Raw genomic sequence first — 26,015 nt, forward strand, 5'->3', positions numbered from 1 at the left:
CGATCACGCTTTGACCAGCACGTCGTCGCGGATCTCGCGGAGCAGCCGGGCGCTGTCGTCCATGGCGCGGCCGCCGTAGAACAGGCCGAGGCCGAGGCTGCCGTGGTCGATCCAGGCGCAGACCACGACGGGCGCGTCGCTCTGCTTGTCGCGGGCGTTACCGCAGCGCAGCTCCCCACCGCGCGCTCCGGCGGGGAAGCTGCGCACGCCCGTGGGCCGGTCCTTGCCCGCCCCGGCGAGCGCGCCGTCCAGTTCGCCGGCCGGGTCGAGGATGAACCGGGTGGCCACGACCAGCACCACCGGCATGTCCTTGTGCTTGGGCTCGTCGAGCTTGGCGACCTCCGCGCCGGTCACGTCCTGCTCCCGGTGGATCTGCGCGATCAGCTCGTTGGCCGCGGCGCGGACGTCGGGGCTGTCGTCGCGGCGCAGGCCCGCGATCGTGGCGCCCAGCTCGGCGCGCACCGGGTACTGCGCCCGGATCGGCGCGGTGACCGCGGCGAGCACCCCGCAGCAGCCCAGGCTCAGCACGGTCAGCGTGCCGAGCACCCACGGCCAGCGCCGCCGGCGGGGCCGCTCCACGTAGACGACCTGCGGCTCGGCTGGGGCGGCCGGTGCGATGCGCTGCGGGATGGACGCCATGCCGAGGGTGTGCGTGTGCCCGTCGCGGCCCGCCCACGGATCGGCGGGCGGGGGCAGCGGCGGCGTGGGGGTGTTGCTCACCCGCGGCACTGTACCGAGCCGCTCCCAGCACCGCACTCGAAGCGCGAGAGCGGCGCACAAAACCCCAGGTCAGAAACAATCTTGAGAACAAGTCTGAGCAATTCGGGCTAAATCAGCACCACCCTGGGAGAAATCTGATAGCACCCCCTTTTACCTGGGCTAATGCCTTCTTAATATCGGCCAATGCCCCCGCATACCCCCCGTGATCAGCAAGAACCTCGTTTCGCCCGCACCACCGGCTCCCCCGCCACCGGTCGGCACCGCCGCGACGACGGCTGGCAGGCCCGGCACCGGCGCGGGCGGTCCGGGGCGCAGCGCCTGCTCGCGCCACTGCTCACGTCCGCCGCACTCGTCGGCGTCGGAGCCGTGGCCATCCTGTCCGGCAACGCCCGCCCGGTCGTCGTCGAGCCGCCGACCGCCGCCGGGCTGCTGCCCGGCAATGCCGTCGCTTCGCCGATGTTCGTCGCCGCCAGCGACGTGACCAGCGGCGCGCTGCTGCACCGCATGCCGCAGTTGCGGGCGCCCAAGGCGAGCCCGCCGGCGGTCAAGCCGAAGCCCAAGCCGAAACCGAAGCCCAAGCCCAAGCCGGTGGTCCGGGTCGCGAAGCTGGTCGCCGGGATGGACCGCCAGCAGATGGACAACGCCGCCGCGATCGTCAAGAAGGCCCAGTCGATGGGCCTGTCCAAGTGGGCGATGATCGTCGGCGTGGCCACCGCCATGCAGGAGAGCCGCCTCTACAACGTGGCCAGCCACGTCGTGCCCGAGTCGCTGGACTACCCGCACCAGGGCACCGGTTCGGACCACGACTCGATCGGCCTGTTCCAGCAACGCGCCAGCGGCAGCTGGGGCTCCGTCGAGGAGATCATGCAGCCGCAGTACGCGGCGGGCGCGTTCTTCGGCCGCCTCGTGAAGATCGACGGCTGGGAGAACATGTCGCTGACCCGGGCCGCCCAGTCGGTGCAGATCTCGGCCTTCCCCGACGCGTACGCCAAGCACGAGGACAACGCGACCCTGATCGTCAGCGCGCTGCTGAACTGACGCGCCGGTCGCGGCGGCTCACCGGGCCACCGCGATCACGCCGTCGGCGCGCAGCCGGCCGGGCGTGCGCCCGGTGGCCAGGTTCGTCAGCGCCTCGTCGACGTGCGCGCCGAGGAACCAGTCCCCGGCCTGGTCGAGCACGAAGAAGCGGCCCCGCGCGTCCACGACCAGGATGTTGAAGGCCGTCTCGGACCCGATCGGACACACCGGCACGCCCAGCCGCTGCTCGAACGCGGCCAGCTCCGGCACGGGGCAGAACTCGTCCGGCAACCGCAGCGTGAACTGCTGCGCCAAGCAGTCCACGCCCGCGACGGTGGCCCGCGTGGACAGCTGCGGGTAACGCACGAAGACCTCGCGCGCGGCGGCCGCGGCCGCCGGGTCGTGCCACGCGCCGTGGGCTTCGCGCGCCTCGTCGAGCAGCCGGCCCACCTGCGCGGGGTCCAGCCCGCCGCCGGTCCAGCCGCCCTCGACGAGCACCGCCGCCACCGCCGGCGGGAACCGGTAGGGGTCGGGCGCCGCACCGGCCGCCACCGGCTCGCGCAGCTCGGTCCAGTCCACCGCCGCCAGGTCGCCGCCGCCGAGTCCCTGCCAGGCGAGCTGGCACGTGACGCAGCACGGCAGGTCCGGCCCCAGCCCGAGCGGCCGGTCCGACATCGTCGGGTAGCTGGTCGGCCACGGCTCGGCCAGCGCCGACCACATGGCCGCCGGGTCCGTCGACCCGGTCTGCGCCCAGTCGGTGAACAGCCGCGAGAGCAGCACCAGCTCGGCATGGCGGGCCGCGCCGCGCACCAGCCGCCCGGCCGGCTGGGCGGCCAGCCAGCCCGCCACCGCCGGATGGTGCACCGGTGCGGCGTCGCCCCGCGCGGACCCGGCCAGGACGCTGACGTTCTGCGTGGTGAGCGCCATCGCGATGCGCGCCGGGCCCGGTTGCGCCTGCGCCGCCTCGGCCCGGCTCGGCTTGGGCGGACTGGCCAGATGCGTCGCCGAACCAGGCTGGTATCGCTCCTTCACCTGCTCCGTCCACCAGGCGGGGTAGTAGGCCAACAGGCCGCTGTGCCGGTCGAGCACGACCGTCACGCCCGAACCCAGCGGCGGCGGCTCCGCCGTCGGCTGTGTCGGCACGACCCACACGCACCAGCCGTGCGCGAACTCGTCGACCAAGCCCCGATAGGGCTTCCCGTCGCGCAGGGTCGCCTCCACGGCGAACCGCTCCGCCAGCCGCAGCGCGTCGTCGATCGTAGCCACGATGCCCTCCCCAGGGTGGTGTGCAGACACGCCACGGTAGCGGTTGCGACCGATGTCTGGTGCGTATGGACGGTGCCCGTTAGGGTGTCGCCAGTCACCTGGGGAGGGACTGCCACCATGCCACTTCTACCTTCACCGATCCCACATCCATTGAGCTATTTCGATGCTCACGATTGGATGTGCACCGCCCTGGAATGGGTCGTGGGCGTCGACTGGCCCGAGGGCGACGAAGCCGCCATGCGCGAGCTCGCCGACGACTGGCGGGCCGCCTCGTCCCGGATGGGGCCGCTGCTCGACGAGGCCGACGACGCCGCGCTCGCCGCGGTGGCCGCCGCGGGCGGACCGGACGGCCAGGTCGCGAGCGCCATCCTGCGGCTGTGGTCGCAGCTCGGCCGCGCGCACGGCACCGGCGGCGAGGAAGCCGCCCTGGCGATGGTCGTCGAGCTGCTGGACGACTTCGGCAGCCAGGTCGACGACGGTGCCAACCAGATCGAGGGCGTGAAGATCGAGTTCTACGTGGAGCTCGGTCTGCTGCTCATCGAGCTGATCGCGCTCGCCGCCGCCGCGACCGTCACCTTCGGCGCCTCGATGGCCGGCGCCGCGCCCGCCATGTACGCCACCCGCTTCGCGATCCAGCGGCTGCTCCGCCGCGCGGCCAAGGAGCTGCTGGAACGCGCGGCGAAGAAGGGCCTCAAGGACCGGCTGAAGGACCGCCTCGGCGACGCGGTCAAGGACCGGATCAAATCCAAAGTGGTGCGCCACCTCGGCGAGCAGGCCCTGGAAGAGGGCATGCAGGAGGGGCTCACCTCGCTGGGCGTCCAGGCGTACCAGGTGAGCGAGGGCAACCGGGGCGGCCTGAACGCGGGCGAGCTGGCGCTCGACACCGGGCTCGGCGCCCTGGCCGGCGGCGTCGGCGGCGTCACCGGGCTCGGCCGGGCCCGCGCCACTACCGCCCTCGGCCGGTTCGGCGAGCACGCCCTGCGTGGCGCGAGCGGCGCGATGCTCGGCGAGGTCACCGTCGGTGTGGTCACCGGCCAGGGCGTGAGCCTGCAGACGCTCGGCATGGCCGCGAGCTCCGCCACGTTCGGCTCGGCCGTCGGGGACACCCGGGTCGCCGTCGACGGGCGGCTGCTCGGGGCGGAGCTGAGCCTGTCCGCCGCGCCCGACGCCCAGCGACTGCCGGACGCGGCTCTGCCGCCCGGCCCGTTCGACGAGTCCGGTCTCGCCGCCTCGGCCGCCCTGTTCGCGGGGCCCGCGGGCGAGACCGTACCCGACTCCACCATCATCGGCCTCGACCGGACCGTCGCGACCGTGGACCTGTCCGGCGGCCAGCATGGTGGACCGGGCGTCGCGTTCGGAGCCGAAGTCCCCGGCACGACGGCCGACGGCGGCGGTCCACGCCTGCCCGGAGCACCGGCCGACCCGACAGGCCTGTTCGACGGGGGTGCCTGGCCGACCGAGGACCGTGGACCTGAGGACCGTGGCGCCGAGGCCACGGGGCCGACCGGACATCCCGGTGCTCCCGTGGGCGGTCATCCGGGCGCACCCGCCGCGAGCCTGGCCACGGGTGCGGCGGCCGTGCTCGAACCGGCGTCCGGCACGATCCCGTCGTCGCCCGGCCCGGCCGTCACCAGCCCGCCGGCCGGGCCCGGTGCTCTGCCCACGGGCGGGGGCGTCGCCGGGGATGTCCCGCACGGTTTCGTCTCGCCGGTCGTCCCGGCTTCGACCCACCACGGCCACCCGGGCACGGCGAGCGGCCCGGCGCGGCCCGGCGGTGTTACTCCGACGGGCGGGCCGTCCCCCATCACCGCACCGGAGCGGGCCGACGATGACATCGCCGTGGTGGCCGCTGCCGCGGTCGCCTCGCTCGGCGGTCCGGGCACCGGCCCGGTGCGGCCTCCTGCCGCAGCGCCGGGCACCGGGGACCGTCCGGCGTTCAGGGCCGCGGTCTCGGAGAGCCGTGCCGAGCGGGAGGCATACGAGAGCCACACCGCGTTCGGCCGCACCCACGCGATGCGGCTGCGATTCGACCCGCGCAGCCCCACGCTGCTGAACCGGATACGCCAGTGGCTCCAGGACGGGTACGCGGCGGGACCGCCCACGTTCGACCCCGGCCGGCAGGCGTACGAGCAGAGCCTGGCCCCGTGGGAGGCACGCCTGCGGACACTGCTGGACGGCCCGATCGACGGGCCGCTGCCGTCCGAGATCGACCCGGCGTCGTTCGCCGAGTTCCAGCACCTGCGATACGGCGAGGACGAGCGCGGGATGTTCCGGGTCGCCGACGGCGCGGTCAACGAACCGGACGACCGCTCCCGGGCGACCGGCCTGGACGATCCCCGGCCCGTCGAGACCAGCCGCCGCTACGGCATGCCCGGCGGCCACCGCCGCCCGTTGGCCCTGCACCAGCAGGACGTCGAGCTGGCCGTGGAACGCGACGCCGACGGGCGGCCGCGCCGGTTCAGCGACCTGTTCGGCGAGTGGCCGCGCCGCGCCAACGACGGCGGCCCCAAGGCCGACCCCACCCGCGCCATCAACTGCCCCGACGTGGTGCTGTCCGTCATCGACACGTGGCTGCACGGCAGACCGCGGGTCGCGGCCCCGCGCACCGTCGACCGCTTCAGCCCCGACCTGCTGCCGCTGGGCGGCGAGCCCGGTGGCGCGGCCCGCATCGAGGACGCCGTCGGCGCCCGCTTCCAGCAGCTCATGACCGACCACCGGGCCAGCTCCTACGACGAGGCGTGGCAGCCGCGCGAGGAGGCGTTCGGCACCCTGGAGTCGGCGCTGCTGGCGCAGGGCCACGGCGCGGTCGCGGTGCTGCTCATGGAGCGCCCGAGCGGCGCGGCACACGCGGTGACCGTGCACAACCAGCACGGCCAGGTGGTGTATGTCGACGCCCAGGACAACGAGCGCCCCGTGGCGACGTACCGTCCGGGCGGCGCGGTCCGGATGGACGCGCTGCTGCTGAGCGCCGACGCCCTGCCGGTCGACCTCGGCCTGCCGCCGGGTCACTGGACGACACCGGGCACCGCCGTCGAGGACCCCGGCACCAGCCACGTCGAGGCCTCCGGACACCAGCGCCCCTCCGACGTCTTCGCCACCCCTGAACAGGTCACGACCTGGGACTCGCTGTCCGGCGGTGGGCTCGACCTGCTGGTCGGCGAGCTGAAGGCACGCGACGACCTGAACCTCGACCAGAAGTTGCGGCACCTGCGCGAGGAGCTGTTCCGCGAGGTCGCGCCGCCGCCCTCACCTGTGGGCGGTGACCTGGACACCAAGAACCTCCGGGTCTACGAATGGCAGAGCGGCGAGCTGTTCGTGCACGCCGCAGCGCTGATGCTGGACGACACGGCCACCATCGAGATCGCGTACGAGCCCCACCAGCTGTTCACCCAGTACCGCGACGACGTCTCCGATCCGTACCTGTCGCACGTCGGCCCGGTGCCCGCGGGCATGACCCGCGACCTCGCGGACAAGACGGTGCTGTGGCGGGCGCTGTCCGGCCGGTCCACCGACGGCGTCGACCCGGCCGAGCTGGCCGCCGACGCGATCGACATGCAGGTCCGGCCGCTGCGCGGCGCGCTGGCCATGCGCAAACGGCTGATCACCGAGTTCGGTGTCGACCCGGCCCGGGTCCGCCTGTGCCACGACGACCAGCCGCGCCACGTCCACTACGCGACCAGCAAGTTCCGCCGCGCCCACCTGGTGGCGCTGCCGCAGGTGCGCCGCGACGGGCGGCAGGCCCGCGCCGCGATGGTCGCCGCGATGCGCGGGCACGGCGAGCGGGGGGCACGGCGTGACGCCCGGGCGCGCGCCCTGGCAGAGCTTGTGTGCGCCCGGCATGAACCCGACGGGCAGCCCGGCAGCTACGCACTGCTGTGGGTGCGCCAGTCCCGGGTGCCGATGGGCGCGTTCATGGACACCAAACCCGAGCTGCTGCGCCAGACCGTCGCCCTGCTCCGCGAGACGGACCCGGACCGGCGCATCCTGCTGATCGGCGACGACCTGTTCGACGGCCGACCGGAGCTGAAGGCCGCATTCGATGCCGAAGGCGTGCTCGACAACGTCGACACCGAGACGCTGCGCCAGTTCTGGTCCGCCGACCGCCACGGCGGGCAGGAACTCGGCCAGGGCGAGCAGGCACTGTTCCTGCACCACCTGGACAGCGCCCGCGACATCGTGCAGATCGGCATGGAGAGCGGCGCGCTGGAGATCGCCGTCACGCTCGGCGTGCCCACGGTGTACTTCCAGGGCCGCGAGCACGTCGGCGACAAGGGCGTGCGCTGGCAGCTCTACTGGGACACCTGGGAGTACGGCGACCGCCGCGACCTGCTCGACGAGGACGGGCAACCGCAGCTGTTCCCGTCCGGGCGGGTGAAGACGGAGTTCGAGGCGCACACCGGGCCGTTGCGGGCGCCGCTGGCGACCATCCACCGGGTCGAGTTCGGCCCGGACCTGCCCGACCCCGAGGACCGGCTCACCCCGCCCGTCGCCGTGCACCACCCGGCGACGGTGTCCGCGGTGTCGGATCGGATCGCGCAACTGGCGGGTCGTGAACTGGACGGGTGGCCGCAGCGGCTGGGCCGGGACCGGTCGCTGCCCGACGGCTGGACACCGTGGGACGAGACGGCCTGGGCCGACAGCCGCTACTGCGCCGACCAGGCCGACCGGTGGCTGCGTACGGTGCCGGGCGACATCGAGTCCGCGGCGCACAAGTGGACCGCCGTGCAGCGGGCCCTGTCGGGCGTGCTGCGGCCCGCGACGGCTGCCGCCTACCGGGAGGCCGGCCTGCACACCGAAACGGCGGCAGGCACTGCCACCGCGGCCAGGCTGTCGCTCGCGTACGCCGCCGAACCGGACACCCGCCCGCGGGCCGTCACCGAGCACGTGCGCCGAGTGCTGGCCGAGACGGAGCCGCGGCGGCAGGCGGCCGAGGAACTCCGCCTGCTCCAGCTCGACGAGCAGGAGATCGGTTCGCTGCGGAAAGCGATCGAGCAGGCCGTGACCGCGCGCGCCGAGATCAGGCGGACGGAGCGCGGCGAGACCGCTCCGGCCCACGGGCTGCCACACGAGCCGGACCGACCGGAGGAGGACACGGTGCCCGATCCGGACAGCGCACCCGGCCTGGCCCGGACGGTGCTCGACCGCGCGAGGACGGTGCGCGCCGACGGCGGAGCGGTGATCCCGCAGGCGGTGGCCGGTCTGATCGATGGCGCGCAGATGCTGGCGAACGGTGCGGACGGCCGGCCCGCGGTGGCCGACTTCGCCGCGGCAGTGCTCGGCAGACCGGTGCACCTCGCCGAGATCACCGGGTCGACCGGCGCGAAGGGCCTGTCCGGTGCGCCGGTCATGCTGGTGCAGGACGACGACGGCCGCAACATCGGGGTGGTGAAGGCGTTCCCCGACGCCGAGGAGTTCGCCCGCGAGCTGTCGGCGCTGCAGCGGCTGCGCAGCCGCGAGTTCACCCGGTTCGGCACTCCTGCGGCGCTGGGCATCGCGGCGTCGCCGCAACGCCACGGGGTCGTCGTGTCCGCACTGGCCCCCGGCCAGGCGATCGACGACCTGATCACGGAGGTGGGCAGGTCGACGGGTGCGGAGTGGGCGCCCGCCTTCAGGCGGCTCGAATGGTCCGTCGTCGGGGTGGGCGCCGCGCTCGCCGACCTGCATACCGCCGCCGCGGGCTCAGGCAGGCCGGTGGCGCGGGAGTTCCTGGACCGCCACATCGCGGTGGTGCGCAAATGGACCGGCCAGGTGGTGGACACGATGCGGACGCTGCAGGACCGTGACTGGGGCCTCGACCAGCTGACGAGGCGGGTCGAGCAGACCATCGCCGAGGCGCGCGACGTTCGCGGCTGGGCCGCGCTGGCACACGGCGACGCCCACCCCGGCAACTTCTTCTGGCATCCCGAACGCGGCCTGACCGTCATCGACCTGCCGATGCTGCACCACGCCATGGACGGCGCCGGGAACCCGATCGGCGCACCGGAACGCGACCTCGCGTTCTTCGAGATCAAGCTGGCGGACTTCGGCATGAGCCTCGGGCTCAAGCCTGAGGAGCTGGCCCACCTGCGGCTGGCGTTCCGCAACGGGTACCGCGACGCGGGCGGCCCGGACCCGGACCCCCGCCTCATGGCACTGTTCGGGGTACGCGGCGCGATCCACGTGCTCAAGGAGGTGCCGTATCGGATGAGAAACGATCGACGCTACCGCCGCACCTCCCTGTCGGACCTGATCGAAGCTCGACTCGGCCTGCTCAGGGAGGTATTGAGGTGGAATCCGTAAACGCCGTGTCGGACACATCACCGCTATGGTCGGTCGAGCTTCCCGCCCACGACGGGACGCTACGCACCGAGGACGTGGACGGCTGCCTCGTCATCGCCGAGGCCGCGGCCACGCTCATCAGCCCTGACGGGCGGATCCGCTGGTCACAAGAGCTCGGCCAGCACGGCGACTGGTATCCGCTCGTCCGGGACGGACTAATGCACCGGATCGAAGACGACCGCATCGTGACCCGGGATCTCGGAACCGGCGAACTCGTGGCCTCGTTCGACGGTGGTCCCCGGGCACACCGGCTGAAGTTCGACCCGTGGGGCGGGTTCGTCTTCCGTCACCTGGTCGAGCAGGATCAGCGGGAGGTGCGCCGGGTCGGCCTGGACGGCGAGCTGCACTGGGCGGTGCCGTTACCCGATCGCATGGACGGCTACCGCCTTCGTACCTTCGGCGACCTCGTGGTGTTCGACGTCAACAAGCTGCTGTACGCCTACGACCGTGACGCGGAACTGCAGTGGGCAGCCTGGGCCTGGGCGGGGGTCAGACTCGACCGGCCGGCGGACGAGCACCACCGCATCAAGGGCCTGTGGGAGTACGACGCGAACCGCCTGCTGGCCCGCTTCGACTGGTACGACGGGGGCGGCTACTACCTCGTGGACGCTTTCGGCGGCTCATCCGAGTTCATCACGACGCGGCAGGTCAGCGAGCCGCTCGCGGTGCTCCCCGGGGTCGAGGGCGGCCCCATGCGCCTGGCCGTGTGCGGACCGTCCCGGCAGGAGCAGATGATCTACACCTACCCGGTTTGGATGATCGAGGGCGACCGGGCCGTCTGGACGCACGACATGAACGTCGCCCCGGTCACGCTCACCGCGGGCGCAGCGGGCTCACTGGTCGTTTCGGCATCGCCGGACCGGCGGCGCTGGGACACCTACCACTGGCTCAGGCCGCTGTGGCACGAAACCTACGTGCGCTGCCTGAACTCCGACGGCACGACCCGGTGGACCTGGTACGCCCCCGGCATGATCACCCAGCATCCGAACATCGGCGCGGACGGCACGGTCTACGTCGGCGCGGCAGGCAGGTTGTACGCCCTGCCGGCGTGACGCTATTTTCAAGGTCGAGTTCGGACGGTCCGGGCACGGTCTGGGGAACGGGAGGTCGACGATGGCGAGCATGCCGGACGCGACGGAGTTCAGCCGGCGCTGGGTGGCGGCGTGGAACGCGCTCGACGTGGAGGCGGTGCTGGCGCACTTCCACGACGACGTCGTGTTCTCCTCGCCGCTGGCGGCGCAGCTGTTCCCGGAGACCGGCGGCGTCGTGCGGGGCAAGGACGCGCTGCGGGACTACTGGGGCGAGGGCCTGAAGCGCGTGCCGGACCTGCACTTCACCGTCGAGGCCGTGTACGTGGGCGTCGACGCCATCGTGATCACCTACCGCAACCAGCGTGGCGGCCTGGTCAACGAGGTCCTCGTGTTCGACGGCGACCTCGTCCGCTCGGGCCACGCCACCTACCTGCGGCAGGACGCCTGACTGCTCAGATGACCCGGGTGATGCCCTCGGCGGCGATCCTGGCCTCCAGGTTGTCGCGGTCGAGGTTGGCGCACAGGACCACGGTCGCGCCGGCCGCCAGCGGTGTCAGCAGCCACATCACCGGCTGCTCGTGCTTGGCCACGTCCACCAGCAGCTTGTCGCCCGCTCGCAGGCCCAGCTGGTCGGCGACGCCCTGGGCCAGCCCGCCCCACTGCCGGTAGGTGGTGCCGTCGGGGCTCGCCGCGTCCGTGCTGCCAATCGAGCCGTACGCGGGCAGGCTCGCGGGATGGCGGCCCGCCTCGGCGACGAAGTCCCGGTAGCCGTCCGGCACCTCGTCGAGCGGCGCGCCGCCGGGGGCGAGGCCGAGCACGAAGCGGTGCCGCGCCTGCGGCACCTGCTCCAGCCAGCTGTCCATCCGCTTGCGGCTGACGAACAGCACGTCCAGCGGGTCGTTCTCGCCCACGCCGACGGGTGCGAGGCCCGCGGTCGCCCACGGGCGGAACGACACGGCGGCCCCGATCGACCAGGCTCCGAGCAGCACCGCGGCGGTCTGCCAGTGCGGCGGCAGCAGCACGGCGACCCGCGAGCCGGTGTCGAGCCCGCAGTCCTCGCGCAGCAGCGCCGCCGTCCGTGCGGCCAGGCCGCCCAGCTCGGCCGCGGTGAGCTCGGTGCGCTCGCCGGTCGCGTCGTCGCAGTACGTCAGCAGCGGCCGGTCGGCACCCGCCAGCGCGTCCCCGCCGAGCAGGGCGGGCAGGTCGGTGACGGTCGTCGGCTGCATCAGGCGGGCTCCCAGCGGTGTACGGTCAGCGGTCCCGCTCACCATACCCACCGGTAGGCCCGCCTCACCTCGGCCGGGCCCGTGGCGGCGGCCGGTCTCAGTCCTCGTACACCTCGGGCACCTCGCGGATGGTGTCCTCCTGCGCGGCGCCGCGGCCCTTGCGGTCTGTGATCTTGAACAGGGCGGCGACCTCGCCCGCGTTGAGCCGGCGGTGGCGGCCCGCCTTCAGGTCGCCGAGCTTGATAGGGCCGATCGCGGTGCGTACCAGGCGCTGCACCGGGAAGCCGACCTCCTCGAACATGCGACGCACGATGCGATTGCGGCCCTCGTGAATCACGATCTCGATCAGCGCCTGCTTGTCGATGGCCTGGATGAGGCGGTAGTCGTCCAGCCGCGCCGGCCCGTCCTCCAGCTGCACGCCGGCCATCAGCTCGCGGCCGACCACTCGCGGCAGCGGGCCGACGACCTCGACCAGGTACGTCTTGGGCACCTCGAACGACGGGTGCATCAGCTTGTGCGCCAGCGTGCCGTCGTTGGTGAGCAGCAGCAGGCCCTCGGAGTCGGCGTCGAGCCGGCCCACGTGGTACACCCGGGCCGAGATGTTTCCGATGTAGTCGGCGACCGCCTCGCGGCCCTTGTCGTCGGCCATCGTCGAGACCACGCCGCGCGGCTTGTTCATGGCCAGGTAGACCAGGTTCGCGTCGGTGACGATGCGCTGGCCGTCGACGTGGATGATGTCGGCGATCGGGTCGGCCTTGTCGCCGAGCTTGGCGACCTTGCCGTTGACGGTGACCCGCCGCGCCGCGATCAGGTCCTCACTGGCCCGGCGTGAAGCCACACCGGCCTGGGCGAGGACCTTCTGCAGCCGCTCAGCGCCCTCAGTTCGTACTTCAGCGCTGCTCATCAGCGATCTCCTCGACGTTGTCAGGTAGGAAGGGAGCCAGTGGCGGAAGCTGCTCGACCGAGTCGAGGCCCAGCTTCTCCAGGAACAGGCTCGTGGTGCGGTAGAGGTAGGCGCCCGACTCGGGCTCGGTGCCGCACTCCTCGATCATGCCCCGGGTGACCAGGGTACGGATGACGCCGTCGCAGTTGACGCCGCGGATCGCGGAGATCCGCGAGCGGGTCACCGGCTGCTTGTACGCGACCACGGCCAGCGTCTCCAGGGACGCCTGCGTGAGCCGCAGCTGCTGCCCGTCCAGCACGAACCGCTCCACGTAGGGCGCGTACTCGGCGCGGGTGTAGAGCCGCCAGCCGCCGGCAGCGCGGCGCAGGTCGAAACCGCGGCTCTGCCGGGTGTACTGCGCCGACAGGTCGATCAGCGTGCCCGCGATCAGCTCGGCGGGCACCTCCAGCACCTCGGCGAGGGTCAGCTCGCTGACCGGCTCGTCGACGACCAGCAGGATCGCCTCCAGGGTCGGCACGAGGTCACCCTCGGCGAGGCCGGGCGGCGGGGTGGCGAGCTTGGATCCGGCGTACGCGACGGCGGCCTCGCCGCTGTCGTCCGGCCCGTCCACGTCGAAGTTCGAGGCGACCGGCCCGTCCAGGCCGAGCGCCTCGGCGAGGTCCTCGACCACGGCGATCTCGGCGATGTCCTCGTCGTCCCCGTCCACCGGCGCGCCCGGCCCGGCGCCCACCGCCTCGGCGTCCGGTTCGGGCCTCTCCACCGACTCGCCGTCCGGTTCAGGCCTCTCCACCGGCTCGGCGTCGGCTTCCGGTCCGCCCTCGACGACGCCCGTGAGCATGTTCTCTGCTTCCGCCGAGGCCTCGGCAGCGTTCAGAGGCTCGTTCTCCGCACCGCGCACGTCCTCCACCGCCGCCACGGACTCGACAGCGTCCAGCACGTCAGCGTCCGGCGTGGCAGCGTCCGGCGTGGCAGCGTCCGGCGCTTCCTCGTCGGTGTCCAGCGGGCCGGCGAGGTCGTCGGGACCGCAGTCGACCTGGCTGTCGTCCGCGGGCTGCGCGTCCTCGGGCAGCGCTGTCCCGCCCGCCGGCCCCTCGGCCTGCGAACTCTGCGGCTCGACGTTAAGAAGGTGCCCTTCCTCCACGGAATCCGTTAAAAAGGTGCCCTTGCTTTCTTCGGGAGCGGGGGTGCGGGCCCACGGAGGGACCCAGGCTGCGGCTTGTTGTTCGAGGGACTCGTTGTCAGTCATCGTCTTCTGCTCCCCCACGCTTGCCAGGCTGTTCCACCGCGGCCGCGGCGTCGAGCGCCGCCTCCCGCGTACCCGGATCGATCGGTTCCGGCTCCGAGTCGTCCTGGTCGTCGTCCGGTTCCTCGCCGTCCGGTTCGTGGTCGTCCGGTTCGTCGTCGCCCGGTTCGTCGTCGCCGGGTTCGTCGGCCAGGACCGGGGGTTCGGCGGCGAGGGCCTGTTTCGCCTCGTCGTCGCCGTCGTAGTCGTCGACCGCGAGGTCGCCGGCGGCCGTCTCGCCGCCGGTCCAGTGGACCGTCAGCTCGCCCAGCGCCAGCTCCTGGTCGAAGCCGACCAGCCCCTCCCGGTACAGCTCCAGCAGGGCGAGGAAGCGGGCGACCACTTCCAGGGTGTTCTCGCAGTCCGCGGTGAGCTGGCTGAACGTGGCGCTGCGGAGCTCGAACAGGCGGTTGCGCAGCAGTTCGGCGTGCTCGCGGACGCTGACCCGGACCTGGTGGATGTGCGCGACGGAGACCAGCGGCGGGGCCGCCTTGGGGGTGAACGCCTTGAGCGCGAGTTTGGCCAGCCGGTCCACGCCGATGTTCAGGATGAGGTCCGGCAGCGCCTCGGCGTACTGCGCCTCCAGCGCGACCGAGCGCGGCCAGCGGCGGCCGCCGGTGGCCTCCAGATCGGCGATGAACGCGGCGGCCTGCTTGAACGCGCGGTACTGCAGGAGCCGGGCGAAGAGCAGGTCGCGGGCCTCCAGCAGGGCGAGGTCCTCCTCGTTCTCGACCTGGGCGGCGGGCAGCAGCCGGGCGGCCTTCAGATCGAGCAGGGTGGCCGCGATGACCAGGAACTCGCTGGCCTCGTCAAGATCCCACGCCGAGCCCATGGCCCGGATGTGGGCGATGAAGTCGTCGGTCACCCGGTGCAGCGCAACCTCGGTGACGTCGAGTTTGTGCTTGCCGATGAGCTGCAGCAGCAGGTCGAACGGGCCTTCGAAGTTGGTGAGGCGCACGGTGAAGCGGCCTGAACCGGACGGTTCAGGCGACTGCTCTCCGGCCGGGTCGGCCGTCACCACGGGATCGCTCACGTCGCAAGTATCCCAGCAGGTCAGTTCGCGGGTGCAGGCCGGTGGGCCCGGATCACCTGCGGGCGGCCTCGGCGGCGATGACCTCGCGCGCGAGCTGCCGGTAGTTGCGGGCGCCCGACGAGGCGGGATCCAGCGAGGTGATGGGCGCGCCGGCGACGGTCGACTCGGGGAACTTGACCGTCTTGGTGATCACGGTCTGGTACACCTTGTCGCCGAACGCCTCGACGACGCGCTGCAGCACCTGGCGGCAGTGCGTGGTGCGGCTGTCGTACATCGTGGCCAGGATGCCCTCGAGCTCCAGGTCGAAGTTGAGCCGCTCGCGGACCTTGTCGATGGTGTCCAGCAGCAGCGCCACACCGCGCAGGCTGAAGAACTCGCACTCCAGCGGGATGAGCACGCCGTGCGCGACGGTCAGCGCGTTGATGGCCAGCAGGCCCAGCGACGGCTGGCAGTCGATGAGGATGTAGTCGTACTCCTTGCGCACCGACTTCAGCACCCGGGCCAGCGCCATCTCGCGGGCGACCTCGTTGACGAGCTGGATCTCGGCGGCCGACAGGTCGATGTTGGCGGGCAGCAGGTGCAGCCCGGCGACGTCGGTCTTGATGATGACGTCCTCGGCGGTCACATCGTCCTGCATGAGCAGGTTGTAGATGGACAGGTCGAGGTTGTGCGGGTTGACGCCGAGGCCGACGGAGAGCGCGCCCTGCGGGTCGAAGTCGACGAGCAGCACCTTGCGGCCGTACTCGGCCAGGGCCGCGCCCAGGTTGATGGTCGTCGTGGTCTTGCCCACGCCGCCCTTCTGGTTCGCCATCGCGATGATCCGGGAGGGACCGTGCCGATCGGTCGGCATCGGCTCGGGGATCTCCTTGCGGGCGGTGTAGGCGGACGGATCCGCCGGACCCAGGTCAGCACCGAGGTCCATACGGGACTGTTCCGCCCGCAGCGTCGAGGTCCATGCCTCCGCGCGCCCGTTGCCTGCCATCTCCGCTACGCCCTTCCCGACGACCTCCGTCCGGCCGGATGAGGCACCGTCGTGAGTGGGCCATCAGCTGCCCGACCGGCCGCATGCGTGTCGTCGTCGTCCGACTGTACGTCACCGACCACGCCGGTGCGCCGCCACGGCTCGGCGTGTCTTCACGATCCGGGCCGAACCCGGCAACCGCAGGCTGTGAACAGCATGATGCCGGTGGCGCTGTTGCGCCACCGGCATCAGGAAAACACTGCTCAGAGCAGCGAGTCGACGTCCACGGCGGTGAGGCCGTGCGCCTCGGCCACCGGGCCGTAGGTGATCTCGCCGGCGTGGGTGTTCAGGCCCAGCTTCAGTGCCGGGTCGCGGCGCAGCGCCTCCTGCCAGCCGTGGTTGGCCAGCTCGACGGCGTACGGCAGGGTCACGTTGGTCAGCGCGTAGGTGCTGGTGTGCGGGACCGCGCCGGGCATGTTCGCCACGCAGTAGAAGACCGACTCGTGCACCTTGTACACCGGGTTGGCGTGGGTGGTCGGGTGCGAGTCCTCGAAGCAGCCGCCCTGGTCGATCGAGATGTCGACGAGCACGCTGCCGGGCTTCATGCGGGACACCAGCTCGTTGCTGACCAGCGTCGGGGCCTTCGCGCCCGGCACCAGCACGGCGCCGACGACCAGGTCGGCCTCCAGCACCGCCTTCTCCAGCTCGAACGCGTTCGACATGACGGTGCGGACCTGGCCGTGGAACTGCTGGTCGACCTCGCGGAGCTTCTTGATGTTCTTGTCGAGCACGGTGACCTCGAAGGCCAGGCCGTGGGCGATGGTCGCGGCGTTCATGCCGGACACGCCCGCGCCGATCACGACTGCCTTCGCCGGGCGCACGCCGGGCACGCCGCCGGGCAGCACGCCCCGGCCGCCCGCGAAACGCATCAGGTGGTACGCGCCGACCTGCGGGGCGAGCCGGCCGGCCACCTCGCTCATCGGGGCGAGCAGCGGCAGGGCGCGGTCGGCGGTCTCCACCGTCTCGTACGCGATGCCCGTGACCTTCTGCGTCATCAGCGCGTCGGTGCACTCCTTGGACGCGGCCAGGTGCAGGTAGGTGAACAGCACCTGCCCCTCGCGCATGCGGTGGTACTCCTCGGCGATGGGCTCCTTGACCTTGAGGACCAGCTCCGCGTCGGCCCACACCTCGTCCGCGGTGGACAGGATGGTCGCGCCGGCCGCGACGTACTCCTCGTCGGTGATCGAGGAGCCCAGACCGGCGCCGGTCTCGATGACGACGTCGTGTCCGTTGCGGACGAACTCGTGTACGCCCGCCGGGGTGATCGCCACCCGGTACTCGTGGTTCTTGACCTCGCGGGGGATACCGACCTTCACGACTGCACCTTCCTCGAACCTGCGCTGTGCGGGAGGGCCGAACGGCGCCGTTGCCGCTGGTCTACCCCCCGCGGCGGCAGTCTAGGCCCGGAAAACCGGCCAAAGTGGTTGACAGGATGCAAGCTGATGACTCCTCGGCCTGACATGGTGTCAACACGGCACGCTGCCGCCCTGCGGTAGCTCCAAGGATAGTGCTGAATCGGATAATTGCCTCTTACCGCCCGGCCTTCAGCGGGGTGGGAGGGGGGCGTCGGCGGGGCGGAGGGTCTTGAAGCCCTCGTCGCGGGCGCGGGCGGCGGCGAGCAGGCCGCCGACGGCGGGGCCGTTGGTGATGCGGCCGTCGAAGACCATGGCCACCGCGTCGTCGAGCGGGACGAGGTCGACCTGCATGTCGGCCTCCTCGTCGGTGCGGGCGTGGCGCTCGTGCACGGGGATCTCGACCAGCTCGCGGGCCAGGAAGACGCGGATCATCTCGTCGGAGCAGCCGGGCGTGGTGAACATGTCCACCAGCAGGTCGACGCGACCGGCGGTCAGATCGGCCTCCTCGGCCAGCTCGCGCAGCGCCGCGGCGGCCAGGCCCTCGCCCTGCACGTCGATCAGGCCCGCGGGCAGCTCCCACAGGTAGCGGCCGACCGGGTGCCGGTACTGGCGGACCAGGACCACGCGACCGGCGTCGTCGAGGGCGACCACGCCCACCGCGCCGACGTGGCGCACCACGTCCCGCCCGGCGACCTCGCCCCCGGGCATCGTCACCTGATCGGTGACGACCCGGAAGATGTGCCCGGCGAACCGTTCGGTGCTGCCGACGACCTCGTACACACGATCTCCTGTCCTTCAGACGACGCTGGTCGCAGGCAATCGTGCCTGCGACCAGCGTGGTTGTTCGGTTGTCCGGCCCGGTCAGCGCTTGGCGGCCACCGGCTCGGCCGCGTCGGCCACGCCGGGCAGCTGGTCGGCCTGAGCATAGGCGATCGCCGCTCCCACCAGACCCGAGAACAGCGGGTGCGGGTGTGTCGGGCGGCTCTTGAGCTCCGGGTGCGCCTGGGTGGCCACGAAGTACGGGTGCAGCTCGCGGTCCAGCTCGACGAACTCGACCAGCCGGCCGTCCGGCGAGGTGCCGGAGATCTGCAGGCCGGCCTTGGTCAGCGCGGGCCGGTAGGCGTTGTTGACCTCGTACCGGTGCCGGTGCCGCTCGCTGACCTCGGTCGCGCCGTACAACTCCGCGACGATCGAGCCGGGCGTCAGCTTCGCCGGGTACGCCCCGAGCCGCATGGTGCCGCCCAGATCGCCCTTGCCCGCGACGATGTCCTCCTGGTCGGCCATCGTCGAGATGATCGGGTCGGAGGTCTGCTCGTCGAACTCCAGCGAGCTGGCCTTGGTCACCCCGGCCACGTGCCGGGCCACCTCGATGGCCATGCACTGCAGGCCCAGACACAGCCCAAGGGTCGGGATGCGGTTCTCGCGGGCATAGCGCACCGCGCCGATCTTGCCCTCGATGCCGCGCACGCCGAAGCCGCCCGGGATGACCACGCCGTCCACGTGCGCGAGCGCCTTGGCCGCGCCCTCGGCGGTCTGGCAGTCGTCGCTGGGCACCCACTTGAGCTTCACCTTGGCCCGGTGGCCGAAACCGGCCGCCCGGATCGCCTCGGACACCGACAGGTACGCGTCCGGCAGGTCGATGTACTTGCCGACCAGCGCGATGGTGACCTCGTGCACCGGGTGGTGCACCCGCTCCAGCAGGTCGTCCCAGGTGGACCAGTCCACGTCGCGGAACGACAGGCCGAGTCGGCGCACCACGTAGGCGTCCAGGCCTTCGCGGTGCAGCACCTTCGGGATGTCGTAGATGCTCGGCGCGTCCGGGGCGGACACCACCGCCTCGGCGTCGACGTCGCAGTACAGCGCCAGCTTGCTCTTCATGCCCGCCGGGATCTCCCGGTCGGAGCGGCAGACCAGCGCGTCGGGCTGGATGCCGATGTTGCGCAGGGCGGCCACCGAGTGCTGGGTCGGCTTCGTCTTCAGCTCGCCCGACGGGGCCAGGTAAGGCACCAGCGAGACGTGCAGGTAGAAGCAGTTGTCCCGGCCCACGTCGTGGCGGATCTGCCGGATCGACTCCAGGAACGGCAGCGACTCGATGTCGCCGACCGTGCCGCCGACCTCGGTGATCACCACGTCCGGGGTGCGGCCGTGCTCGTCCGGCTCGGCCATGGCGCGGATCCGGGACTTGATCTCGTTCGTGATGTGCGGGATGACCTGGACGGTGTCGCCCAGATACTCGCCGCGGCGTTCCTTGGCGATCACCGCCGAGTAGATCTGGCCCGTGGTGACGTTGGCCTTGGCCGACAGGTCACGGTTGAGGAATCGCTCGTAGTGCCCCACGTCGAGATCCGTCTCGGCGCCGTCCTCGGTGACGAACACCTCGCCGTGCTGGAACGGGTTCATCGTGCCGGGGTCGACGTTGAGATAGGGGTCGAGCTTCTGCATGACCACTCGCAGACCGCGAGCGGTGAGAAGAGTGCCCAGGCTTGAGGCCGTCAGGCCCTTGCCGAGTGAGGAGGCGACGCCTCCCGTAACGAAAATATGCTTGGTCGTCCGCGCTGCTACCACGGGGTTTCACCCTAACACGGGTCCGGCGTTCATCCGCGGGCTACGGCCCCGAAACCGCCTCGGGGGTGTCGTCGCTCACCCGCGCGGGGGCCGGCGGCTGCTCCGCCACCGGGTTGCCCTCGCTCATCGGCGGGTTCGGCGACTCCTCCGCGATCCGGGTGCGGTCGGCGGCGTGCCCGAGCACCCGCATCGCGCCCAGCGTGAGCACCGGGATCGCGGTGGCCGCTGCGGCGCCCATGACGTTGAGCGCCGCGCCGCCCAGCAGCCCGCCCACGATCGAGGCGAGCCAGAGGCCGGCCACCGCCGCGCGGATGGGCGGGTAGATGCCGTACAGCCGCTTCAGGCCGCCCCAGGGGCGCATCAGCACCACCCACAGGAACACCGCCGACACCAGCGCCAGCACGGTCAGCGGGCTGGTGAACAGGGCGATCCGGTTGGCACCGCCCAGCCGGCTCAGGGTCGGCCCGGAGGTCCCGTCCGACAGCTGGGTGAGGAACCGGCCGAGGCTGCCCTGCTGATCCACCGGCTGGCGCACGTCGACCAGCGCGAACACGACGGTCGCCGCCAGCCCCGCGAGCATGGCCAGGGCGAGCCGCTTGAAGGTGAGCCAGCCGCCGGGGCACAGGGCCGCGGTCAGGCACACGCCGGCCGTCAGCGCGACGGCGCCGCCCGCGTCGGCCCCCAGCGCCGGGATGCCCACCAGCAGCACGCCCGCGGCACCGATCGCGCCGACCAGCAGCGGGCGGTTGCGGTGCGGCACGAGCTGGGCCAGCGTGCCCGCGGTGAGCAGCACGCCGGCGAAGAACACGCCCATGCCGACCATGCCGATGCCCGCGTACCGGGTGCCCTCCAGCACGGAGTAGCCGGCCACGCCGTTGAGCTGCAGCCGCGCCCCGGTGATCAGGTCGATGCCGACCACGGCCGCGGCGATCGCGGCCACCACGCCGACCGGGCCGAGGGTGCGTTTGCGGTACACCGGCAGCCGGACCGTGACGAAGGTGAGCAGCAGGGTGATACCGGCCGTGACCAGGCCGAAGATCAGACCGCGGCGGCCGAAGCGCCACCACGGCACCACCCCGGCGATCAGTGCGGCCGGTAGCGCCAGCGAGGCCCCGGTCAGCAGCACCTCCAGCAGGCTCACCAGCCGCTGCGGGGGCGGGGTGGGCCCCGTGGGCCCGGCATGGCGGTAACTGCGGCGCAGCAGCGGCACCACGGCCGTGAACAGGCCGATCTGCACCAGCGCCAGCAGCCAGAAGAACGAGACCGACACGGTACGCGCCGCCGCCGCGCGCCGGTCGGCGTCGGTGCCCGCCGCGGTCGCCTGGTCCAGGTCCGCCGGACGCCCGTCGGCCAGCACCGCCGGGTGACCGACCATGATCCGCTTGGGCACGTCCCGGCCGAGCAGGTGCAGCGCGGTCGGTGCGAGGTCGACCAGCTGCAGGTAGCCGGCGCGGCCGGTGGTGGCCGAGGTCAGGTAGCCGCCCTCCCAGCCCTTGCCGTCGGCGATCACCGCGTGCAGCCGGGAGCTGGCCTCGGTGTCGGCGACCCCGGCGACCAGCAGCGTGGAGTTCGTCGGGCGGGCCGCGAGCAGCTGCCCGAGCTGCTTGTCCGCCGCGGCCGTCTGGCGCAGCCGCTGCGCCGGGGAACGGCCGTCGATCGCGCCCAGGTCGACGATGGTCAGCAGGCACTCGCTGAACGCCTTCTTCGCCTCCGGCGCGGCCGGCAGCGTCGGGTGATACCGGTCGACCCGGCCGAACGAGCGGGCCGCCGCCACGGCGGCCCCCGGACCGACCGCCGCGGTGCAGCGCACCGACTCGGCCAGCGCCCCGGGCACGGTCCCGAACGGCAGCTCGCGCTGGCGCTCCACGACCGCCTCCTGGTCGGGCAGGTACGCCCCGACCGCGTCCGGGCGCTCGATCGCCACGTCCAGCTTCTGGCACAGCTGCGGCGCGTCGGGGTCCGGCTCGGCGACACCGTCGGCGGGCTCCTCGCCCACACCGGTCCGCTCGGCGTAGTTGCCCGCGCCCAGCGTCAGCCAGCCGTCGGCCGGGCAGGTGGGCGTGTGCGCGGACCGCGTCGACAGCGAGCCGATCGAGCCGCGCTCGGCCAGCTTCCACAGGTTCGGGGTCCGGTCGGCGTCGATGTCGTCCCAGCGCAGCCCGGCGGCACCCGCGACGATCACGTAATCGGCCTCGTCGTCCTCGGTGGGCCCGGCGGCCGCGGCGGGCGCCGCGAACAGCGTGCCGGCCAGCGGCAGGACGAGGCCGAGCAGCGCCAGCAGGGTCAGCAGGGGGGCCGTGGACGCGGATGCCGGCCGGCGGAGCATCAAACCTGCTCCGTACGGTTCTGGGCGGTCAGCTCCGCGTACACGGCGCGCACGCCGTCGATGCTGGCCTGCTCGTCGGGCCAGGTGGCGGCCTGGGCCAGCCCGCGCTCGGCCAGCCGCGCCCGCGCCTGCTCGTCGCCGAGCAGCTTGCGCACCGCGCTGTCCAGGCCGTCCGGGTCGCTCGGCTCGATCAGGTGCGCGCCGTCGCCGACCAGTTCCGGGATGCCGCCGACGGCGGTGGCGACCAGGGGCAGCCCACCCGACAGCGCCTCCTGCGCGAACAGCTGGCGCGCCTCCCAGACGCTGGTGACCACGCCGAGGTCGGCGGCGGCGATCAGGTCGCCGACGTCCGTGCGGTGCCCGAGCAGGGTGACCGGGGCCCGCAGCTGCGAGATCTGGGCGGCGAGGTCGAGGTAGGCCGGGCCCTCGCCGGCGATCAGCACGCGGGGCGCCGGGGACATGTCCCGCCAGCGCGCGGCGACGGAGACCAGCATGTCGTACGCCTTCTGCGGGTGCAGCCGGCCCACGGACAGCACCAGCGGCACCCCGTCGGCCAGGCCCAGCCCGGCGCGCACGGCGGACCGGCTGCGCCGGGTGCGCCGCAGCCGGGGGGCGGCGACCGGGGCCATGCGCGCGTCCGCCGCGCCGACCGCGTGGGCTCGCGCGACCAGGTCGCTGGAGGCGCCGAGGGTGACCGCGGACGAACGGGCCACCATCCGCTCCACCAGGGTGTGCACCCGGCCGCGCAGGCCGGCGCGCAGGGGCGCGTTGTGCCAGGTCGTCACGAGCGGGCACGGCGGGCGCGACAGCGCGGCGGCCAGGCCGGCCCGCAGCCCGTGCGCGTGCACCACGTCGGGGCGCGACGACGCCAGGAACTGGCGCAGCGTGCGTACCGCCCGCATGTCACTGGGGTGCAGCTCGGCGGGGATCTCGACGGGGTGGAAACGCGCGCCGCGGTCGGTGAAGCGGAAGTGCTCCTCGGTCGTCGCGGGACCGCACACGGTCACCTCGCAGCCGGCCCGGGTCAGCCCTTCGGCCAGCCCGGCCACGTGCTGCCCGATACCGCCCGTGCTGGAGGCGAGCAGCAGCGCGACGCTGCCGGTCCATTCCGTCCCCGTGGTCAACGGTCCTCCTGCCCTCGCCCGCCGCGCCCGCCCGGTCATCCCCGCCTTCGGCTCACCCGCTCGAGCAGCGGACGCAGGTCCGGCAGGTCGAGCAGGGCACACACGATCAGGAAGACTACAAGCGACACGCCACCGGACAGCATGCCCTGTCCGACCAGACCCATGATGCCTGGGGTCCCGGAGACGACCGCCCGGCCCGCCTCCACCCCGGCGGCGGCGCCTGCCGCAGCGGCCGCCGAAGCGGCCAGCGCGGCACGGAACAGGCCGGTCAGGGCGTTACCACCCACCCGGGCACGGACCGCCAGCGCGAGCAGCACCGCCATCACCAGCATGCCGATCGAGTTCGCCGCGCCCAGCGCCACGGCCCGCTGCCCGTCCGGCAGCGCCCAGGACAGGATCACCGCAGCGACGAGCGTGACCGCCCAGCCGCCGCTGACCCCGAGCGCCGCGAGCCGGTTCGCGCCCACCGCGTACAGGGTGCGCTGGTGCAGCGCGGCCAGCCCGTAGCCGAGCAGGCCGGGTGCGAACGCGAGGACCGCCGTGGCCAGCGCGGGGATGCTCTCGTCGTCGGTCAGGAACCCCGCCGCGGGCACGGCCACCGCGGCTAGGCCCGCCGCGCCGAGGCCGCTGAGCAGCAGGACCGCCCGTCCGGTACGGGCCACCGTGAGCCGCAGCGTGGTGTGATCGGCGGTGGCGAAGGCCGTGGCGATCGCGGGGTAGGCGGCCGTGGCGGCGGGCACCGCCAGCACCGCCCACGGCAGCAGGTAGAGGGTCATCGCGTAGTTGTAGAGCGTGTTGACCGACGCCCCGTCGGGGCCGGACAGGACCCGCCCCGCCAGGATGATCGCCACCAGCAGCGCCACCTGCTGCGCGACGACCGTGGCCGCACCCGCCAGCCCGAGTGCGCTCATCCGCCGCCGCTGCGCGGGCTCCACCCGGAACACCGGCCGCAGCCGCAGGCCCAGCCGGCTGACCGGGATGATCAGGCACAGGGTCAGGACCACCACGCCGAGCGTCGTGCCCACCGACAGGATGGCCAGCTCGGATCCGCTGACCTGCGTCGGCTTGGCCCCGGCGGCGGCGGCGAACAGCAGATACGCGCCGATCACGGTGAGGCTCGACAGCAGCGGCGCCAGCACCGGCCACGCGAACTTGCGATGTGCGTGCAGCACGCCGGTGAGCACGATGCCGATGCCGTAGAGCGGCACCTGGGGCGCGAACACGCGCAGCATCGACACACCGGCCTCATGCAGCTCCGGTCCGGCCTTCGACTGGAGCAGGGTGACCACCGGGTCGGCCGCCACCCACAGCAGCGCCGCCAGCGGGATCAGCGCCACCAGTGCCCAGGTGAGCAGCGCGGATACGGTGCGGCGCACCTGCTCGCGGTCCCCCGCCGCCAGCGGCCCGGCCAGCAGCGGGACGACGAGGCCGGCCAGCGCCCCGCCGGCCACGATCTCGAAGATGATGTTGGGAATGGTGTTGACGGCCAGGTACATCCCGCTGAGGTCGCCGAAGCCGACAGTCTGCGAGAAGACCAGGGTGCGGCCGAACCCCGCCAGCCGGCTCAGCACGGTCAGCCCCGCGATCAGCGTCGCGGCGCCGGCAATGCGGGCCGCTGCCGGGCCGGCGGCCGAGGGGGCCGCGGCCTTGTCGTCAGCGGTCACGGTCATGAAGCGGTACGGCGCGGCGCCCGTGCTCGTGGCCTCGGCTTGTCCACGGCGGGAGCCGCGTCCGTGGCATGCTCGGCCCCCACCGCCGCCGTCCCGTCCGCCGGGGCTGCCTGCTTCGCGACGGGCCGCACGGCCTTCTTCGCGGTCCTCGGCTTGGCGGGGGCCTCGTCGGCGGAGGTCTCGTCAGCGGGGGTCATCGGCTCGTTCGTGGTGGCCCTGCCACCGGCACCGGCCACCGAGACCTGGCCGGGCGCGGCACCGCCGGCGGGCTCGTCGACCGGGCTGCTGCCGGGCGTCGCGGCGCCGCTCGGCCTGGCCGCCGGGATACGGCCCCAGGCGTCGATCTCGCGCAGCACCGGGGTGCGTTCGATGACCTTGGTGAAGCTGACCTTCTCGCTGGCCGCGGTCAGCGCGGCGATGCCGGCGAGCATGGCGGCGCGGCCGAACAGGCCGGTGCGGGCGGTCGCGCTGACCCCGAGCAGCGCGCCGAGCGCGTTCGCGCCGGAGTCGCCGAGCATGATCTCTTCGCCGAGGTCGGCGGGCAGCAGGCCGGCGCTCGCGCCGACCGGACCGGCGGCCAGGCCGCCCGCGCGGGTGGCGGTCAACGGCACGCCGACCAGCACACCGGCCTTCAGCGCCCGGCCGGGGCGCAGGTCGAGCAGGTTGAACAGGTTCGCGCTGCCGGCGATCACGCCGGCGCCCAGCGCCACCTCGGCGGCCCGGCCGAGCCTGCCCCGCTCGCGGCGGTTCGGCAGCAGCGCCGCGGCGACGAGCGCGCCCGCGCCCACCCCCGCGATCTTCACCAGGCCGCTGGTGACCCGGCCCTCGCGCAGCGCTCGCAGGTGGCCCCGGAAGCCCTTGTCGGCCTTCTGGTCGGGGCGCGCGCCCACGACGTCGTCGTACAGCCCCACCGCGCCGCTGGACAGGCCGGCCGTCAGCGCGGCGGCGGCGGTGCGCGGGTCGCCCGCGCCCAGCGCGCTGGTGACGCTCGCCGAGACCGCCAGCGCGGGGCCGCCGGCCAGGGTGAGCGTGCGGCCGCGGAAGTTCGTCCGTTCCAGCTCCTTGGCCCGGGGCTGGTCGCGCACCACACGCAGTGCGGCCCGGGCGCCGTAAGCGCCCAGGCCGATCAGTGCCGCTCTGGCGAGTAAACCCACGTC

The 26,015-nt window shown here is 73.0% G+C and carries 17 protein-coding genes and 1 pseudogene; 4 read left to right on the top strand and 14 right to left on the bottom strand.

The genetic code is table 11. The features are described from left to right. Positions 1-3: 3 nt before the first annotated feature. Complete coding sequence (locus F9C41_RS38435; protein WP_155391774.1) at positions 4-720, bottom strand: hypothetical protein; 717 nt, start codon at positions 718-720, stop codon at positions 4-6. Between the two features lie 183 nt (positions 721-903). Between F9C41_RS38435 and F9C41_RS38440 the strand changes: the two genes are divergently transcribed. Continuing rightward, entirely contained in the window at positions 904-1,758 is an 855-nt protein-coding gene (locus F9C41_RS38440) for a hypothetical protein (RefSeq protein ID WP_155391775.1), read from the top strand. An 18-nt stretch (positions 1,759-1,776) separates the two neighbouring features. On the opposite strand, the gene F9C41_RS38445 is transcribed toward F9C41_RS38440, so the two are convergent. Beyond that, positions 1,777-3,003, bottom strand: a complete 1,227-nt coding sequence (locus F9C41_RS38445) for an SUKH-3 domain-containing protein (RefSeq protein ID WP_155391776.1) — start codon at positions 3,001-3,003, stop codon at positions 1,777-1,779. A 117-nt stretch (positions 3,004-3,120) separates the two neighbouring features. On the opposite strand from F9C41_RS38445, the gene F9C41_RS38450 reads away from it, so the two are divergent. The 3 genes from F9C41_RS38450 to F9C41_RS38460 all read left to right on the top strand — a co-directional run bounded on the left by F9C41_RS38450 (position 3,121) and on the right by F9C41_RS38460 (position 10,800). Further along, entirely contained in the window at positions 3,121-9,282 is a 6,162-nt protein-coding gene (locus F9C41_RS38450; RefSeq protein WP_456236822.1) for a toxin glutamine deamidase domain-containing protein, read from the top strand. Continuing rightward, on the top strand, positions 9,270-10,373 hold the full coding sequence (locus F9C41_RS38455) for a PQQ-binding-like beta-propeller repeat protein (protein ID WP_155391778.1): 1,104 nt from the start codon (positions 9,270-9,272) through the stop codon (positions 10,371-10,373). The genes F9C41_RS38450 and F9C41_RS38455 overlap by 13 nt, the downstream gene beginning before the upstream one ends. A 70-nt stretch (positions 10,374-10,443) precedes the next feature. Next, a complete protein-coding gene (locus F9C41_RS38460) occupies positions 10,444-10,800 on the top strand; it encodes a nuclear transport factor 2 family protein (RefSeq protein WP_155391779.1) in 357 nt (118 codons plus the stop codon). Positions 10,801-10,804: 4 nt separating this feature from the next. Here the strand turns inward: F9C41_RS38460 and F9C41_RS38465 are convergent, their stop codons facing one another. From F9C41_RS38465 to F9C41_RS38520, 12 genes and pseudogenes are all read right to left on the bottom strand, one after another. Continuing rightward, positions 10,805-11,578, bottom strand: coding sequence for a TIGR03089 family protein (locus tag F9C41_RS38465; protein ID WP_155391780.1), 774 nt, complete (start codon positions 11,576-11,578; stop codon positions 10,805-10,807). A 97-nt stretch (positions 11,579-11,675) separates the two neighbouring features. Beyond that, positions 11,676-12,482: a pseudouridine synthase gene (locus tag F9C41_RS38470; RefSeq protein WP_155391781.1), complete on the bottom strand. Its 807-nt coding sequence runs from the start codon at positions 12,480-12,482 to the stop codon at positions 11,676-11,678. Continuing rightward, positions 12,469-13,320, bottom strand: coding sequence for an SMC-Scp complex subunit ScpB (gene scpB / locus F9C41_RS38475; protein WP_230690334.1), 852 nt, complete (start codon positions 13,318-13,320; stop codon positions 12,469-12,471). The genes F9C41_RS38470 and scpB overlap by 14 nt, the downstream gene beginning before the upstream one ends. 400 nt (positions 13,321-13,720) lie before the next feature. Further along, positions 13,721-14,797, bottom strand: a complete 1,077-nt coding sequence (locus F9C41_RS38480; RefSeq protein ID WP_407924778.1) for a segregation and condensation protein A — start codon at positions 14,795-14,797, stop codon at positions 13,721-13,723. Between the two features lie 52 nt (positions 14,798-14,849). Continuing rightward, positions 14,850-15,779, bottom strand: coding sequence for a ParA family protein (locus tag F9C41_RS38485; RefSeq protein ID WP_155391784.1), 930 nt, complete (start codon positions 15,777-15,779; stop codon positions 14,850-14,852). Positions 15,780-16,021: 242 nt separating this feature from the next. Beyond that, on the bottom strand, positions 16,022-17,134 hold the full coding sequence (gene ald, locus F9C41_RS38490; RefSeq protein WP_155391785.1) for an alanine dehydrogenase: 1,113 nt from the start codon (positions 17,132-17,134) through the stop codon (positions 16,022-16,024). Positions 17,135-17,362: 228 nt separating this feature from the next. Beyond that, the gene (locus tag F9C41_RS38495) at positions 17,363-17,953 is read right to left on the bottom strand and encodes an NUDIX domain-containing protein (RefSeq protein WP_230690327.1); all 591 of its coding nucleotides are present in this window, start codon (positions 17,951-17,953) and stop codon (positions 17,363-17,365) included. A gap of 81 nt (positions 17,954-18,034) precedes the next feature. Beyond that, complete coding sequence (locus F9C41_RS38500) at positions 18,035-19,738, bottom strand: CTP synthase (RefSeq protein WP_155391786.1); 1,704 nt, start codon at positions 19,736-19,738, stop codon at positions 18,035-18,037. Between the two features lie 40 nt (positions 19,739-19,778). After that, positions 19,779-22,064 (bottom strand): alkaline phosphatase family protein, encoded by a 2,286-nt coding sequence (locus tag F9C41_RS38505; protein WP_196280146.1) that lies wholly within the window; start codon positions 22,062-22,064, stop codon positions 19,779-19,781. After that, the gene (locus tag F9C41_RS38510) at positions 22,064-23,188 is read right to left on the bottom strand and encodes a glycosyltransferase family 4 protein (RefSeq protein WP_230690328.1); all 1,125 of its coding nucleotides are present in this window, start codon (positions 23,186-23,188) and stop codon (positions 22,064-22,066) included. Before F9C41_RS38510 ends, F9C41_RS38505 begins: the two co-directional genes overlap by 1 nt. A gap of 35 nt (positions 23,189-23,223) precedes the next feature. Continuing rightward, positions 23,224-24,858 carry a murein biosynthesis integral membrane protein MurJ gene (gene murJ, locus F9C41_RS38515; protein ID WP_155391788.1) on the bottom strand — a complete coding sequence of 545 codons (1,635 nt, stop codon included), beginning with the start codon at positions 24,856-24,858 and terminating at the stop codon, positions 23,224-23,226. 326 nt (positions 24,859-25,184) lie between these two features. Beyond that, positions 25,185-26,012, bottom strand: a pseudogene (locus F9C41_RS38520) (hypothetical protein); the annotation flags it as partial. Positions 26,013-26,015: the final 3 nt, after the last annotated feature.

The sequence above is a fragment of the Catellatospora paridis genome, assembly GCF_009720365.1.
Classification (GTDB): Bacteria; Actinomycetota; Actinomycetes; order Mycobacteriales; family Micromonosporaceae; genus Catellatospora; species Catellatospora paridis.